19 protein-coding genes are annotated in these 14,112 nt (G+C 70.3%); 6 read left to right on the top strand and 13 right to left on the bottom strand.

Translation table 11 applies throughout. From position 1 onward, the window contains the following. Window positions 1-15: 15 nt before the first annotated feature. Together BLA60_RS28390 and BLA60_RS28385 are read right to left on the bottom strand one after the other, a co-directional pair. A complete protein-coding gene (locus BLA60_RS28390) occupies window positions 16-243 on the bottom strand; it encodes a hypothetical protein (RefSeq protein WP_154814677.1) in 228 nt (75 codons plus the stop codon). 41 nt (window positions 244-284) lie between these two features. Further along, window positions 285-509 (bottom strand): hypothetical protein, encoded by a 225-nt coding sequence (locus BLA60_RS28385; RefSeq protein ID WP_075136075.1) that lies wholly within the window; start codon window positions 507-509, stop codon window positions 285-287. A gap of 326 nt (window positions 510-835) precedes the next feature. Between BLA60_RS28385 and BLA60_RS28380 the strand changes: the two genes are divergently transcribed. Further along, window positions 836-1,687 (top strand): helix-turn-helix domain-containing protein, encoded by an 852-nt coding sequence (locus BLA60_RS28380; RefSeq protein ID WP_075136074.1) that lies wholly within the window; start codon window positions 836-838, stop codon window positions 1,685-1,687. 23 nt (window positions 1,688-1,710) lie between these two features. After that, window positions 1,711-1,893: a DUF397 domain-containing protein gene (locus BLA60_RS28375; RefSeq protein ID WP_075136073.1), complete on the top strand. Its 183-nt coding sequence runs from the start codon at window positions 1,711-1,713 to the stop codon at window positions 1,891-1,893. On the opposite strand, the gene BLA60_RS46300 is transcribed toward BLA60_RS28375, so the two are convergent. Then, a complete protein-coding gene (locus BLA60_RS46300) occupies window positions 1,881-2,015 on the bottom strand; it encodes a hypothetical protein (protein ID WP_281257486.1) in 135 nt (44 codons plus the stop codon). The genes BLA60_RS28375 and BLA60_RS46300 overlap by 13 nt on opposite strands. Window positions 2,016-2,023: 8 nt before the next feature. Beyond that, on the bottom strand, window positions 2,024-3,319 hold the full coding sequence (locus BLA60_RS28370; protein ID WP_075136072.1) for a geranylgeranyl reductase family protein: 1,296 nt from the start codon (window positions 3,317-3,319) through the stop codon (window positions 2,024-2,026). A gap of 149 nt (window positions 3,320-3,468) precedes the next feature. On the opposite strand from BLA60_RS28370, the gene BLA60_RS28365 reads away from it, so the two are divergent. Next, the gene (locus BLA60_RS28365; protein ID WP_154814676.1) at window positions 3,469-4,011 is read left to right on the top strand and encodes a hypothetical protein; all 543 of its coding nucleotides are present in this window, start codon (window positions 3,469-3,471) and stop codon (window positions 4,009-4,011) included. 27 nt (window positions 4,012-4,038) lie between these two features. Beyond that, on the top strand, window positions 4,039-4,275 hold the full coding sequence (locus tag BLA60_RS28360) for a hypothetical protein (protein WP_075136070.1): 237 nt from the start codon (window positions 4,039-4,041) through the stop codon (window positions 4,273-4,275). Here BLA60_RS28360 and BLA60_RS28355 read toward each other — a convergent pair whose 3' ends face one another. From BLA60_RS28355 to BLA60_RS28345, 3 genes are all read right to left on the bottom strand, one after another. Then, window positions 4,276-4,992, bottom strand: a complete 717-nt coding sequence (locus BLA60_RS28355; protein ID WP_075136069.1) for a demethylmenaquinone methyltransferase — start codon at window positions 4,990-4,992, stop codon at window positions 4,276-4,278. It lies immediately after the preceding gene. A 23-nt stretch (window positions 4,993-5,015) separates the two neighbouring features. Next, entirely contained in the window at window positions 5,016-6,137 is a 1,122-nt protein-coding gene (locus BLA60_RS28350) for a glycosyltransferase family 4 protein (protein WP_211288872.1), read from the bottom strand. A gap of 110 nt (window positions 6,138-6,247) precedes the next feature. Next, window positions 6,248-6,811, bottom strand: coding sequence for a TetR/AcrR family transcriptional regulator (locus BLA60_RS28345; protein ID WP_075136210.1), 564 nt, complete (start codon window positions 6,809-6,811; stop codon window positions 6,248-6,250). Between the two features lie 91 nt (window positions 6,812-6,902). Between BLA60_RS28345 and BLA60_RS28340 the strand changes: the two genes are divergently transcribed. Beyond that, the gene (locus BLA60_RS28340) at window positions 6,903-7,277 is read left to right on the top strand and encodes a DUF4267 domain-containing protein (protein ID WP_075136068.1); all 375 of its coding nucleotides are present in this window, start codon (window positions 6,903-6,905) and stop codon (window positions 7,275-7,277) included. Between the two features lie 9 nt (window positions 7,278-7,286). On the opposite strand, the gene paaE is transcribed toward BLA60_RS28340, so the two are convergent. From paaE to BLA60_RS28310, 6 genes are all read right to left on the bottom strand, one after another. Next, on the bottom strand, window positions 7,287-8,354 hold the full coding sequence (gene paaE, locus BLA60_RS28335) for a 1,2-phenylacetyl-CoA epoxidase subunit PaaE (protein ID WP_075136067.1): 1,068 nt from the start codon (window positions 8,352-8,354) through the stop codon (window positions 7,287-7,289). Next, entirely contained in the window at window positions 8,355-8,846 is a 492-nt protein-coding gene (paaD, locus tag BLA60_RS28330; RefSeq protein ID WP_075136066.1) for a 1,2-phenylacetyl-CoA epoxidase subunit PaaD, read from the bottom strand. Continuing rightward, window positions 8,840-9,736 carry a 1,2-phenylacetyl-CoA epoxidase subunit PaaC gene (gene paaC / locus BLA60_RS28325; protein WP_075136065.1) on the bottom strand — a complete coding sequence of 299 codons (897 nt, stop codon included), beginning with the start codon at window positions 9,734-9,736 and terminating at the stop codon, window positions 8,840-8,842. Before paaC ends, paaD begins: the two co-directional genes overlap by 7 nt. 70 nt (window positions 9,737-9,806) lie before the next feature. Then, window positions 9,807-10,085, bottom strand: coding sequence for a 1,2-phenylacetyl-CoA epoxidase subunit PaaB (gene paaB / locus BLA60_RS28320; RefSeq protein WP_075136064.1), 279 nt, complete (start codon window positions 10,083-10,085; stop codon window positions 9,807-9,809). After that, the gene (gene paaA, locus BLA60_RS28315; protein ID WP_154814675.1) at window positions 10,082-11,026 is read right to left on the bottom strand and encodes a 1,2-phenylacetyl-CoA epoxidase subunit PaaA; all 945 of its coding nucleotides are present in this window, start codon (window positions 11,024-11,026) and stop codon (window positions 10,082-10,084) included. Before paaA ends, paaB begins: the two co-directional genes overlap by 4 nt. 30 nt (window positions 11,027-11,056) lie before the next feature. Next, window positions 11,057-11,512, bottom strand: a complete 456-nt coding sequence (locus BLA60_RS28310) for a DUF3592 domain-containing protein (protein WP_245812193.1) — start codon at window positions 11,510-11,512, stop codon at window positions 11,057-11,059. A gap of 179 nt (window positions 11,513-11,691) precedes the next feature. On the opposite strand from BLA60_RS28310, the gene BLA60_RS28305 reads away from it, so the two are divergent. After that, the gene (locus tag BLA60_RS28305; RefSeq protein ID WP_075136063.1) at window positions 11,692-14,082 is read left to right on the top strand and encodes an immune inhibitor A domain-containing protein; all 2,391 of its coding nucleotides are present in this window, start codon (window positions 11,692-11,694) and stop codon (window positions 14,080-14,082) included. Window positions 14,083-14,112: the final 30 nt, after the last annotated feature.

Raw genomic sequence — 14,112 nt, 5'->3', positions numbered from 1 at the left:
GCCTGGGCGGAGTGGTCAGTTCGTGTTGTCGCACCATTCGATGCGCAGTGGGGTCACCATGCTGTGCAGCCGCAAGGCCCTTTCGGGACTGTCGGACAGTCCGAGCATGGGCAGCCCGTCGGTTCCCCGGCGGAAGACGACGACCTCGGAGTCGCCGTTGTCGGTGGTGATCCACATACAGGCGGCGTAGACGCGGTTGGTGGTGTCCTCGGTCGAGGTCAGCATGAACGGAACGATTTCCATGGTGTTCACTCCAGTTTCTGGGGTAGATCCGTCGGTGTCGCTCAGGGCTTTGCCTGTAGATGGCGGACGGTGGCGAGCACGGTGTTCGCGAGGGCGGCGCAGGCTGTCTCGTCGACGCTGAGCCGCAGCGACGGAATCCCGGTGGTGGATCCCGCTCGCGCGAAGATGATCTCCGCACGGCCGTTGGAGATCGTCACGGTGTACCGGATCTCTTTGTCCATCGAGTCCACCGCCACACCGGAAAGGTGATCACTGGCGGCGGTCACGACACACCCCGAACGGCTACCCGCGCTCCAGCGCGGCCCCGCGCCCCAGCCCGGAGAAGCAGTGTGTCGTGTGCGGTCATGGTGCGGTCACTCCTTTGCGGCGCTCTCCTCGACAAGGCCCGGCGAGCGAGCCATGGCCCAACTCCTCGCGCCCAGTCCTCGACCGGCCCCCGCCCGAAACACTCGACCTACGAGGGACCGGGCGGGGGCAGCCACCGAAGCGAACTTCGGCAAGACGAAAGTAGCAGACGAAATTCGTCCCGAGCTTGCGTCTATCGGGTGAACCTGATCGTGACGCGCTCCGCCAGCAGTGCAGACTGGCCGGCATGGCACGACGACCCACGCCGACGATCCGCCGATGGCAACTCGGCCAAGAGCTGCGCCGCCTCCGTGAGCAGGCCGGCGTGACGCCGACCGAGGCGGCGCGATACCTGGAGGTCAGCCAGGCCACCCTGTCCAAGATCGAAAGCGGGAAGCAGCAGATCAAACCGCTGTACGTGAAGCTGCTCGCCTCCCTGTACGGCGTTCCCGACGACGCCAACAACGAGCTACTCCAGGCGGCCGCCGAGGCGAACCAGCCCGAGTGGTACGTCGCGCTGGCCAGCCAGGTGCCGAAGTGGTTCCGCCAGTACCTCGGCTACGAGGGCGCGGCGGCGATGATCAGCACCTACAGCGTCGAGCTGATCGACGGGCTGCTCCAGACCGAGGAGTACGCGCGTGCCGTCGGCCTCGCGAACCAGCCCGATGCGAGCGGCCGGGACCTCGACGCGTACGTCGCCCTGCGACGCGCCCGACAGGCGAGGGTGGACGGCGACGACCCGCCGATGTTGCATGCGGTGCTGAACGAGGCGTCGCTCCGCACCCTCGTGGGCGGTCCGGAGGTCATGCGCGACCAGCTGCGCCGGCTGGCCGAAGTCGCTGACCAACCGCACGTCACGATCCAGGTGTTGCCGTTCAACGCGGGTGCGCACCCGGCCATGACCAGCCCGTTCACATTGCTCGGGTTCGACATCGACGAGATGGCGACGGTCTACCTGGAGAACGGGCGCGGCGCGGTCTACCTGGACGCACCGAGCGATCTCGACCGGTACCGGTGGATGTTCGACCGGCTCACGACGCTGGCTCTGCCGCCGGCGAACTCCATCGATCTGCTAAGTACCCTGGTAGATGACCTATGAGGGACAACTGGAAGGGGTGCGGGATGCTCCCGGACCTGACGGGCGCGCGCTGGCGGAAGGCCAGCGCGAGCGGCGGCGAAGGAGGCCAGTGCGTTGAACTGGCCAACGTCGGCGCGGTGCGCGACAGCAAGAACCCCGACGGACCGCGCCTGAACGCCGACATTTCCGGGTTGATCTCCGCTGTGAAGCGGGATCAGGTCGGGTAGGACATCGCGTCGGCCACCGGTGCTCTCCCCGCGGAGGTACCGGGGCCGACGTACCCGCCGTGCGCGATGTCGAGGTGATCCTGCCCGCCGCCGACCACCGCGAGCGGAAACGCGACTGACAAGCCCGTGATCAGACGCTGGGGGCCATTTTCGTGACCGTGGTGATGATCTTGTCGTAGGCGTCGCCGTCCCGGGGGTCGTAGAGGCCGGCGAGGAGTTTGAGGACCAGTTTCATCAGGGTCGTTCGCGGGAGGCCGTACTTCGTGGCGGTGCGCATGATCAGGGGGTTGCCGATCAGGCGGCTGAAGATGTTGCCCAGGCGGTAGTAGCTGCCCAGGGCGTCCTTCATGGCCAGTGGGTAGCCCGCCAGGGCGCGTTCGCGGGACGGGCCCTGCGCCCGGGCCAGGGCCTGGACCACGCATTCGGCGGCCAGTTTGGCCGACTCCATCGCGTAGCCGATGCCTTCGCCGTTGAACGGGTTGACCATGCCGCCGGCGTCGCCGACCAGCAGCAGGCCCCGGGAGTAGTGCGGGACCCGGTTGAAGCCCATCGGCAGGGCCGCGCCGCCGATCTTTCCGGTGGCGTTGTGTTCGCGGAAACCCCACTCCTCGGGGGTTCCGTCCAGCCAGGCCTTCAGCAGCGCCCGGTAGTCGGTCTTGCCGAAGGCCTTGGACGTCGACAGGATTCCCAGGCCCACGTTGACCGTGCCGTCGCCCATGCCGAAGATCCAGCCGTAGCCGGGGAGCAGGTTCGGCGCCGCGGGGTCCGAGCGGTCCCACAGTTCCAGGTGCGACTCCAGATAGTCGTCCTTGCTCCTGGGTGACGCGTAGTACCGGCGAACGGCCACGCCCATCGGGCGGGTTTCGATCTTCTCCAGGCCCACCGACAGGGCCAACCGGGCCGACACGCCGTCGCAGGCGATCACGATGGGGGCGCGGTAGGAGACCGGGGTTCGGTCCGGGCCCGCCTTGGCGGTGACGCCGACGACCCGGCCGTCACGGTCGTCGGTGATCGCTCCGGTGACCGTGGTCTGTTCCTGGAGGCGGGCGCCGGCGCTCTGGGCTGTCTTGGCCAGCAGCTCGTCGAAGTCCTGGCGGGGGCGGACCACACCGTAGGGCGGGAAGGTCGCCAGGTCGGGCCAGTCGAGTTCCATCGTGACGCCGCCGCCGACCACCCGCAGGCCACGGTTGTGCAGCCAGCCCGCCTCCTGGCGGGTGTCGATGCCCAGGTCGATCAGCTGCTTGACCCCTCGGGGGGTCAGGCCGTCGCCACAGACCTTCTCCCGGGGGAAGGTGCTCTTCTCCAGCAGCAGCACATCCAGCCCGGCCCTGGCCAGGTAGGTGGCGGCGGTCGAGCCGGCTGGGCCCGCCCCGACGACGATGACCTCGGCGTCCTCCGCGGCGGTACGGCGCGTCGGGGTTCCCATCCGGCGACTCCTTGACACAGGGCTTGTGAAATCGTTCACGAACTGGGGTCATTCTATCCGCACCGGGGAACCACCAGCGCGTGACGAAACGGACAGCCGGCCTCGGGCGACACCCAGTTATCTACGAACTAGCTGTGCCTGGGGGCGACATGGCGAGTGCGGAGGCGGCCCGACCGGTGCCGTTGGCGGGGCCGACCGCGACCTCGTCGGTGCTGGTCGCCGCCGCCTGCCTGGCGGCACTGCTCGACGCGTGGTCCTCCTGGTTCCGCCACGGCGTGACCGCCGACTACGTCGCCTCCGCCCCCGGGGTCGGCGTGGCGGACCTCACCAGCGCGTCGGCCACCGGTCGCACCGCCGACGCCCTCTACGTGTTCGCGGTGATCGCGGCGGTGGTGGCCGTGCTGGTCTGGCTCGCCCGGGTCCGGGCCAACACCCGGGGCCAGGTCCCGCGCCGGTTACCCAGGACGCTGGCCGCCGGCGGCTGGCTGGCGACGGCCGCCGCCGGGGTGGCGTTGACCCTGTTCCACGACCTGGACGCCACCGTCGACCATCTCTCCCAGCTGGCCCGGCTCGACTCGGCCCTCGCCACCGCGCAGTGCCTGGCCGGCGCCGCCCTTGTTGTGGTCATCCGCCGAACCACCAATCGGATCACGACGGAAACGAACCAACCCGGTCGGACGATGCGAGGGTGACCCCCTCGCATGACCAGGAGTTTCCGCATGTCCATGAACGACCCCCTGTTACCCGTCCTCCCCCCGGAGGCGCCGGACTTCCGGCCGGTCCGTGGGCTGGCGATCGCCGCGTCCGTGCTGGTCGCGGTCGTCTGCGTGTTGAACGTGGCCGCGACCTGGCTGGGCTGGACCACTTACCAGCTCATCCTGTGCGTGGCCGGTGTGTTCGTGGTGCTGACGATCCGGCAGATCACCGCCTGGCAGGAGACCCCTCGCCCGGCGTGATCAGTCGGTCGACCCGGGGGCCGGTTCGGGGGCCGGCTTGGTCGCGCGGTGCAGGGCGACCACACCGAAGGTCAGGTTGAGCCACTCGACGTCCTGCCAGCCCGCCTCGGCGATCAGCTCGGCGAGCGCGCGCTGGTCGTGCCAGTCGCGCATGGACTCGGCGAGGTAGGTGTAGGCGTCCTTGTTGGAGGAGAACGGCCGGGTGATCAGGGGCAGCATCCGCAGCACCACGTGGTGGTGCAGCCAGCGGATCAACCGCCACGTCGGCTGGGAGACCTCGCAGATGACCAGCCGCCCGCCGGGGCGGGTCACCCGGCACATCTCGCGCAGCGCGTCGACGGTCGGTGCCATGTTGCGCAGGCCGAACGACACGGTGACCGCGTCGAACGCGCCGTCGGCGAAGGGCAGGTGGAAGGCGTCGGCGGCGACCTTCGGGACGTCGCGGTGCCCGCCGCTGCGCAGCATGCCGAGCGAGAAGTCGGCCGCGACGCACCAGGCGCCGGACCTGGCGTACTCGGCGGTCGACACGGCGGTGCCGGCGGCGAGGTCGAGAATGCGGTCACGCGGCGTGGCCTCAAGGACACGACGGGTCAGCCACCGCCAGCGCCGGTCGAAGCCCAGCGTCATGACCGAGTTCGTCCGGTCATAGCCCTTGGCCACGCCGTCGAACATCACGGCCACGTCGCGAGGGTCCTTGTCCAACCCAGCACGAGACATGTGTCAGACCCTACGGCAACCGCTCAGGCGGCGAGCATCGCGGCGCTCACCTGGTGGTAGTGGCCCAGCAGTTCGTCGCAGACCGCCGGCCAGGTCCTGGACAGGACGGAGTCCCGCGCGGCGAGACCGATCCGCCGTCGTGGCGCCGGGTTCCGCAGTTGCTCCACAGTGGACCAGAGTTCGCCGGCGAAGCGGAGGTCGTCGTGCGGTTCGATGAGGAAGCCGGTTCGGTTCGTCTCGATCAGGTCACGTGGCCCGCCCGAGTCCGGCGCGACCACCGGCAGACCGGAGGCCATCGCCTCCTGCACGGCCTGGCAGAACGTCTCGTGCGGTCCGGGATGGACGAACACGTCCAGGCTGGCGTAGGCGGTGGCCAGTTCGTCGCCGGTGCGAAACCCCAGGAACGCCGCGTTCGGCAGCAGCCGGCGCAGCGTCGGCTCGACCGGGCCCTCGCCGACCACCACCACCCGGACGCCGGGCAGCCCGTGCAGGGTGGCCAGCCGGTGCAGGTGCTTCTCCGGCGCGAGCCGGCCGACGTAGCCAACGAGCAGTTCCCCGTGCGGGGCCAGCCGTTGGCGCAGCCGCAGGTCGGCGTGCCAGGGCGCGAAGCGTTCGATGTCCACACCGCGCGCCCAGCGGTGCACGCGCGGCACGCCGTGGGTGGCCAGGTCGTGCACGGATGCCAGCGAGGGCGCCAGGGTCCGGTCGGCGGCGGCGTGCAGCCGGCGGATCCACCGCCAGGCCGCGCGGGCGCCGTGGCGCAGCCCGTACGCGGCGGCGAACCCGGCGACGTCGGTCTGGTACACCGCGACGGTCGGGATCCCCAGCCGGCGGGCCGAACGCAGCCCGGCCGCCCCCAGCACGAACGGCGACGCCAGGTGCACGACGTCGGGCGCGAAGGCCGCGAGTGCCGAGTGGACCTTCGGCGACGGGACGCCGATCGGGAAGTTGGTGATCCTCGGCAGGTCGATGGCCCGCACCCGGTGCACCGGGGCGTGCAGGTACCGGGTCGGGCCGCTGGCGCCGGGGGCCACGACCATGGCGTCGTGCCCACGGTCGCGCAGGTGCTCCACGACGCGCAGCACGGAGTTGGTCACGCCGTTCACCCGCGGCAGAAAACTCTCGGTGACGATGGCGACACGCACCCGCCCACGGTGACAACCTCGCCTGCCGCGCCAAGGACGGCGACATGGCCGCCACGCGAACGTTGTCGAAACCCTCCACCGGAATCCCAGTCGGAATCTCCGCCGGAACCTCAGTCGGTGAACCGGCTGACCAGCAGGTCGACCCGTTCCCGCTGGCCGGCCGGGGGGATGCGGCCGCTGTCGGCCAACACGACCAGGCCGTGCAGCGCGCTCCAGACGATCTCGGCGAGTGCCTCGCGTCGCGGGTTGTCCTCGCCGAAGCAGGCGACGAACGCGTCGAAGGCCGCGCGCATCGGCGCGGGCGTGTCGGCGTGGGCGAAGCGCAGGTCGGTCGGCAGCACGAACATGGCCTGGTACATGGCCGGCCGTTCGGTCGCGTAGTCGAGGTAGGCGCGGCACACCGAGCGCAGGGCGGTGCGTGGGGCGGCCCGGCGGGCGCGGCCCAGCCGCCGCGCGAGGTCGGCGAACCCGTCGAGGGCGACCGCGCCCATGATGGCGCTCTTGCCGTCGAAGTGGCTGTAGAGCACGGGTTGGCTGTACTCGACGCGTTCGGCGAGCCGGCGCGTGGTCACCGCGTCCCAGCCCTGCTCCTCGGCGAGTTCGCGGGCGGCCGTGACGATCAGCTGGTGGCGTTGGGCGCGTTCGCGTTCCCGGCGCTCGTTGATGGTGGCCATGACCACATGCTAGCAGTGCTAGACAATCTGCCGTCGATAGATCTATCGTTGCTCTCATCGCTAGCGGCGCTAGCACAACGAAGGGAACGACATGATCACCACCGCCACCGTGCTCGCCGGACTCGTCGGGGTCGGCATCATCGCCATCGGCATCCAGGCGTTCTTCCGCCCCGAACGGGCGGCCGGCTTCGGCATCCCGAACTCACCGGTCGACGACCCGACCTTCCGGGCCTGGCTGACGGTCAAGGCCGTGCGCGACATCGGGACCGGGGTCTTCGTCTTCGTGCTGATGCTCGCCGCGACCCCGGCCGTGCTCGGCTGGTACCTGCTCGCCTGCAGCGGCATCCCGTTCGGCGACATGGCGATCGTGTTGCGCGCCAAGGGACCCCGCGCCATCGCCTTCGGCGTCCACGGCGCGACGGCCGTGGTGGTGGTCGCGATCAGCGTGGTCCTGCTGACCTTCTAGGCGCGCGGATCAGGCGTCGTAGTCGACGGTGAGGGTCGGCGAGCGGGGCAGGGACTGGCAGGTCAGCACGAACCCGGCGTCCAGCTCGTGCTGTTCGAGGGCGTAGTTGCGGCGCATCTCGACCTCGCCGGTCACCAGCCTGGCGCGGCAGGTGCCGCACACACCGCCCTTGCAGGCGAACGGAAGATCGGCCCGCACCCGCTGCGCGGCGTCCAGGATCGGCGTGTCGGCCGGCAGGCTCACCGTGGTCTCGCGGCCGTCGAGGACCAGCGTCACCTCGGCCACCGGTCCCTCCACAGTGGACTCGTCGGCGCGCGTCACCGCCGGCGGCGGCTCGTCCACGTAGAACAGCTCGCGGTGGATCCGCTCCGCCGGGACGTCCAGGGCCTTGAGCGCCGCCTCGGCGTCGGTGAGCATGCCGAACGGGCCGCACAGCCACCAGTGGTCCACCTCGGCGGAGGGCACCACCGTCGAGAGCAGCCGGGTGAGGCGCTCGCCGTCCAGCCGCCCGGAGAACAGCTCGACGTCCCTCGGCTCCCGGGACAGCACGTGCACCAGCTGGAACCGGTCGGTGAACCGGTCCTTGAGATCGGCCAGCTCGTCGGCGAACATCACCGTGTCCGAGCGGCGGTTGCCGTAGAGCAACGTCACCTGGCTGTCCACATCGGACTCCAGGAGCGAGGTCACGATCGACAGCACCGGCGTGATCCCCGACCCGGCGGCGACGAACGCGTGCCGGGCACCGGTCGCGCTCGGGTCGGGAGTGAACCTGCCCTGCGGCGCCAACACCTCCAGCAGGTCACCCGGCCGCAGCGCGTCGACCAGCCGGCTGGAGAACAACCCGCCCGCCACCCGCCGCACCCCGATCCTCGGCGCCGCCGACGGCGCCGCGCAGATCGAGTACGACCGCCGCTCCTCCACCCCGTCGACCTCCTGGCGCAACGTCAGGTACTGCCCGGCGCGGAAGGCGAAGGTGCGGCGGAGCTCGGCCGGCACGGCGAACGTCACCGCGACCGCGTCCTCGCACAGCCGGTCGACCCGCGCGACCGGCAACTGGTGGAACGTCCGGCTGCTCATCTACAGCTCCTTGACGTGCTCGAACGGCTCACGGCACGACTCACACCGGCGCAACGCCCGGCACGCCGTCGCCGAGAACCGGGACAGCTCGACGGTCTCCGCGCTGCCGCAACGCGGGCACCGCACCCGGCTGGGCGGCGGCGTCAGGTTCAGCGGCACCGGGCCCGCCGGACGCGGGCCGATCCTGGCCGGCGGCGCGATCCCGTACTCGGCCAGCTTGCGCCGGCCCGCGTCGGTGATCCAGTCGGTGGTCCACGCCGGCGCCAGCACCGTGCGCACCTCGACGTCGCGGTAGCCGGCACCGGCCAGACTCGCCCGCAGGTCGCTGCGCATCTGGTCGATGGCCGGGCAGCCGGAGTAGGTCGGCGTGATCGTCACCACGACCCGGCCGGCGGTCTCGGTGACCTCGCGCAACACCCCGAGATCGGCCAGCGTCAACACGGGCAGCTCCGGATCGAGCACACCCTCGGCGACCTCGCGGGCGGTCACCACCGGGCTCCCGGCAGCGCGCGGGCCAGGTGCTGCATCGGCGCCAGCAGGTAGCCCAGGGCCTCGGTGTGCACGCCGTCGCGCCCCGCCCGCCCGCCGACCATCGCCAACGGCGACACCCGCGGCCGGGACAGGTCCGCCTCGGCCAGCACCGTGTCGAGGACCTCGTCGACCTCCGGGCGCACCGTCGACGGATCGACCGCCACCGCCGGCAACGCCAGCTCGACCGGGTGCGGGGTGAACAGCTCGTCGTGCAACGGCCACACCGTCGCCAGCCCGGCGACCATCCGCTCGCGCGAGAAGTCGGTGCCCCCGGCCAGGCGCAGCGTCCACTGGGCGGCGTGGTCGCGGTGGTAGGCCAGCTCCTTGACACCCTTGGCGGCGACCGCCGCCAGCACCGGGTCACCGGAGTGGGCGAGCTGGCCCAGCACCGCCAGCCGCCACGTGGAGAACACCAGCAGCCGGGCGATCGTGGTCGCGAAGTCGCCGCCCGGGCCCGGCCCACAGTCGATCTCGACCAGCCGCACATTGCGGAACTCGTGCTCGTCGCGCAGGTAGGCCAGGGCGTCCTCGTCCCGCCCGGCGCCCTCGACCTCGCCGGCGCGGGCCAGCAGCAGCCGCGCCTGGCCTAGCAGGTCCAGGGCGATGTTCGCCAGGGCGACGTCCTCCTCCAACTCGGGGGCGCGCGAGCACCACTCGGTCAGCCGCTGGGACAGGATCAGCGCGTCGTCGGCCAGCATCAGGCAGTACACCGACAGGTCCGAGGTGGACACCTCGCCGGGCACCGCACGGTCCACACCGGACAGCGGATCGTCGAACCCGGTGCCGAACGCCCACTGCCGGTCGTCCCCGGAATCCTCGGTGATCGCGTCATACGCGTTGTCGAAACTCACGACGCCCCCTCGCGGGCTCGGTGCCGCCGCTCGCGGTCGCCCTGTGACATCGGTTCACTCGCAGGCTCGTTCACAGGTGCGGCACGTCCTCCGGGATCGAGTAGAACGTGGGATGGCGGTAGACCTTGTCGCCGGCCGGGGCGAAGAACGGGTCCTTCTCGTCCGGGGAGGACGCGGTGATCGCCGAGGCGCGCACGACCCAGATGCTCACGCCCTCGTTGCGCCGGGTGTACAGGTCGCGGGCGTTGCGCAGCGCCATCTCGTCGTCCGGCGCGTGCAGCGAACCGACGTGGACGTGGTTGAGCCCGCGCTTGCCCCGCACGAACACCTCGTAGAGCGGCCAGCTCATGCGACCTCCTCCGCGTCCGATCCCGCGCGCCGGGCCGCGTAGGCGGCCGCCGCGTCCCGTACCCACGCCCCGTTCTCGTGCGCCGCGCGGCGGTGGGCGACCCGCTGCCTGTTGCACGGGCCGTCACCCCCGACGACCTGCCAGAACTCCTCCCAGTCCAGCTCGCCGAAGTCGTGGTGGCCTCGGTCGTCGTTCCACCGCAGGTCCGGGTCGGGCAGCGTCACGCCCAGCGCCCGCGCCTGCGGCACGGTCATGTCGACGAACTTCTGCCGCAGCTCGTCGTTGGTGTGCCGCTTGATCCGCCAGGCCATCGACTGCTCGGTGTTGGCGGACTTCTCATCCGGCGGGCCGAACATCATCAGCGACGGCCACCACCAGCGGTCGACCGAGTCCTGGACCATCCGCCGCTGCGCGTCGGTGCCGCGCATCATGGTCATCAGCAGCTCGAAGCCCTGCCGCTGGTGGAAGGACTCCTCCTTGCAGATGCGGATCATCGCCCGCGCGTACGGCCCGTAGGAGGTCCGGCACAGCGGGACCTGGTTGACGATGGCCGCGCCGTCGACCAGCCAGCCGATCACGCCGACGTCGGCGAAGTTCAGCGTGGGGTAGTTGAAGATCGAGGAGTACTTCTGCCGGCCCTCGATGAGCTTGGTGGTGAGGTCCTCGCGGTCGGCGCCGAGGGTCTCGGTCGCCGCGTACAGGTACAGGCCGTGGCCGGCCTCGTCCTGCACCTTCGCCAGCAGGATCGCCTTGCGCCGCAGCGAGGGCGCGCGGCTGATCCAGTTCGCCTCGGGCTGCATGCCGATGATCTCGGAGTGCGCGTGCTGGGCGATCTGACGGATGAGCGTCTTGCGGTAGCCGTCGGGCATCCAGTCCCTCGGCTCGATGCGCTGCTCCGCGTCGACGACGCGGTCGAACTCGCGCTCCAGTTCAGCGTCCACGCCCCGATGTTACATCTGAAAGGCCCAAATTCAGACAGGTGTTACATCGGGCGACCGGAGCTGTCGGCGCAGTACCCAGACCGCCGGAACCAGCACCACCCACACCGACAGCACCGTCAGTCCCACCGGCAACAACGTGACCACGGCCCCGCGCCCGGCGACCCGCACCAGCTCCGGATCCTCCTTGCGGAACTCCACCTCGACCACGTCGCCGACCTCCAGGCCGGCCGGGTAGAGCACGCCGACCTGCGGGATGTACTCGGCGCCGTCGAGGGTGTAGAAGCGCACCAGCGTGCGGGAGAAGGTGTCGTCGAGCACCTCGGCGTTGGCCTTGCCGAGGTCGCCGTCGATGGCGATGTCCTCGGTCCAGGCGGCGACCACCAGCACCACGCCACAGAACGTGATGATCCCACCGAGGGCGAGCAGCGAGCGCACGGCGATCCGCCGGATCAGCCGGCGCCGCGCCTGTGTCCCCTGCCCCGCCACGCGGTGAGCGTAGCCGGTGGCCCCCAAAGGCCCGTTCCGCACGCCCAACTGGAGCAACACCGTTGAGTTAACCCGGTTGGATTACACCTTTCGCCGGGTCCCAGAAGAGGTGTCCTTACGTAGGATCTCGCTCGCGTTGAGGTCCCTCTTTCGGGTGACCCATGCTTTCGGAGCGATCCATGGAGGACGCGTTGCAACGAAGAATTCTCGTCGGCCTGACGAGTGTCGCCCTGGCGACGTCCGGGCTGGCGGCACTGGGACCCGTCGCCCAGGCGGCACCCGCCCCGGCCCCGCAGGTCACCACCCCCGGTGTCGACGACCTGCCCAGCGCCGCCGAGCAGAAGCGCCGGGCACTGCGTGAGGCGGCCATCGCCGACGTGCTCACCGGCGACCGCAAGGCCGAGAAGCGCGGCTCGAGCACCGTGGTCAACATGGGCAGCAAGCCAGGACCCAACACCAGCGCCTCCGCGCGCGGCGCCAAGGCCGGCAAGGTCGACCAGTACGTCGAGCTGTCGCGGGAGAAGACCGACAACATCTTCGTCGTGCTCGTCGAGTTCGGCGACGAACGGCACCCCAACTACCCCGACCAGGACACCGCGCCCACCGTTCCCGGCCCGGTGACCTTCGACGGCCCGCGCTACAACGAGATCCCCGAGCCCGACCGCAGCGTCGACAACTCGACGATCTGGCAGCCCAACTACGACCGCCAGCACTTCCAGGACCTGTACTTCTCCGACGACCCGAACGTCGACTCGGTCGCCAACTACTACGAGAAGCAGTCCTCTGGCCGCTACTCGGTGCAGGGCACCGTCTCCGACTGGGTCCGGGTCAACTACAACCAGGCCCGCTACGGCCGGTCCAACGGCTACCCGTGCTCGGGCAACGTCTGCAACAACGCCTACAACCTGGTCCAGGACGGCGTGAACACCTGGTACGCCGACCAGATCGCCGCCGGCAAGACCCCCGAGCAGGTCAAGCAGGAACTCGCGCGCTACGACGTGTGGGACCGCACCGACCACGACGGCGACGGGAACTTCGACGAGCCCGACGGCTACCTGGACCACTTCCAGATCGTCCACGCGGGCGGCGACCAGGCCGACGGTGACCCGGTGTACGGCGAGGACGCGCTGTGGAGCCACCGCGCGTTCGCCTTCAGCAACACCACCACCGGCCCCGACGGCAACCTCCAGGGCGGCACCGAGATCGGTGACACCGGCCTGTGGGTCGGCGACTACACCATGCAGCCGGAGAACGGCGGCATCGGCGTGTTCGCCCACGAGTACGGCCACGACCTCGGCCTGCCGGACCTCTACGACTACTCCGGCGGCGGCGCCAACCACATCAACTGGTGGTCGCTGATGGCCCAGCAGCGGGTGTCCGGTCCGGGCGAGGTGCTCGGCAGCCGGGTCAACGACATGGACCCGTGGTCCAAGCTGCAGATGGGGTGGCTGGACTACGAGATCGTGGTCGCCGGCCAGAACAGGACCCTGGAACTCGGACCGCACGAGTACAACTCGGCCAAGCCGCAGGGCGTGGTCGTCGTGCTGCCGGACAAGGAGGTCGAGTTCGAGTACGGCTCGCCCGCCGCCGGCGAGAACCAGTGGTGGTCCACCAAGGGCGACGACCTGGACACCACCATGACCAGGACCGTCGACCTCACCGGCGCCACCACGGCCTCGCTCGATCTGTCCGCGCGCTACCAGATCGAGCAGGACTTCGACTACCTGTACGTGCAGGCGTCCACCGACGGCACCACCTGGACCACGCTCGACGGCACCGTCGGCGGCGCCGCGTTCCCGCGTGACGCCAACGGCCAGCCCGCGCTGACCGGCACGTCCGAGGACGCCTGGGTGGACCTGAGCGTGCCGCTCGACGCCTACGCCGGCTCCCCGGTCCAGCTGCGGTTCCGGTACATCACCGACGGCGCGTGGGTCGAGAACGGCTTCTTCGCCGACGAGATCAGCGTGACCGCCGACGGCGAGCCGGTGTTCACCGACGGCGCCGAGGACGGTGCGAACGGCTGGACCCTCAACGGTTTCCGCACCACCCAGGCCGTGGAGACCGAGCTGTTCGACAACTTCTACATCGCGTCGAACCGCACCTACGAGTCCTACGACCAGTACATGGAGCACGGCCCGTACAACGCCGGTTTCCCGGACCGCCCGGACTGGGTGGAGCACTTCCCGTACGAGACCGGGCTGCACGTCTGGTACTGGGACACGTCCCAGTCGGACAACAACACCAGCCAGCACCCCGGTGAGGGCATCGCGCTGCCCGTCGACGCCCACCCGGCGCCGCTCTACAACATCGAGGGCAACCGCTGGCGGGAGCGGATCTCGGGCTACGACGCCCCGTTCTCCCTCCAGAAGGCGTCCTCGTTCACGCTGCACGTGAACGGCAAGCCGAGCTACGTCCGTGGCCAGGCGGGTGTTCCGCTGTTCGACGACCGGAAGAAGTACTGGTACGAGGAGGAGCCGTTCTCCGGGGTCAAGCTCCCCGCGACCGGCACCACCATCCGCGTCCAGGCGGAGACCGGCACGAGCATGAAGATCCGCATCGGCTCGCGGTAGCGGTGCACTGATAAACAGGAAGCGGGCCTC

The sequence above is a fragment of the Actinophytocola xinjiangensis genome, from assembly GCF_001921215.1.
In the GTDB taxonomy this organism is placed as follows: domain Bacteria; phylum Actinomycetota; class Actinomycetes; order Mycobacteriales; family Pseudonocardiaceae; genus Actinophytocola; species Actinophytocola xinjiangensis.
Note: the sequence above shows the minus strand (reverse complement) of the source record. Positions and strands in the feature narration are given on the sequence as shown.